Below are 613 nucleotides of genomic sequence, written 5' to 3'. Positions count from 1 at the left end.
ACTTCAGTAACTTCACCTGTTAAAAACGAGTAGAGATACAAACCGTGCTCAGTACCAACCCAATACTCTTGATTGGTCTCTGAAAACGTCAGTACGTGGGAGCCGCCAATTTTGACGATCTCTTTGTTCGGCTCGTAAATATTGAAGATCAACGCGCCTTTTAAGGTGCCGACCAATATCTCGCGTCTCGTATGCGAGTAGTACACTTTTTCAATGTAGTTTTGACCGGATGAAATCACGTGATCAAATTTATTACCTTCAGAGAGATAGACACCAGATGTTGTAGCCAACGCCCATTTGGTTTCGACCAGAATCGCATCATTGATGTACACATAACTATTATTGCTATGTTGATAAAGTTGAAGCAGTGAAAATGAATCAAGTTCATTGGTTTTGATGTTGTAGGTATAAAAATGTGCGCCATCACTTACCCAAATATAATCACCTGATGAACCTATTTTTCTAATTTGCGACCCGGGGTTAAGGCTAAAGACCAACTGCCTTTCTTTGTTTGGGTAGGTCTGATAAACCTCATTTTCGACAAAGGTCCAGAATGACCCTTGATGATACGCAAGCTGCTTTGCGGTCGTTTGCAAAAAACTGCCTGATTTTG

Annotated in this window: 1 pseudogene; it reads right to left on the bottom strand. The window is 40.9% G+C overall.

Annotated elements, in window-relative coordinates:
• A pseudogene (locus tag R7O13_RS28570) lies at window positions 1–613 on the bottom strand (AraC family transcriptional regulator); the annotation flags it as partial.

This window comes from Vibrio sp. Y176 (genome assembly GCF_033438945.1).
This window is presented reverse-complemented; position numbering and strand designations above follow the sequence as displayed.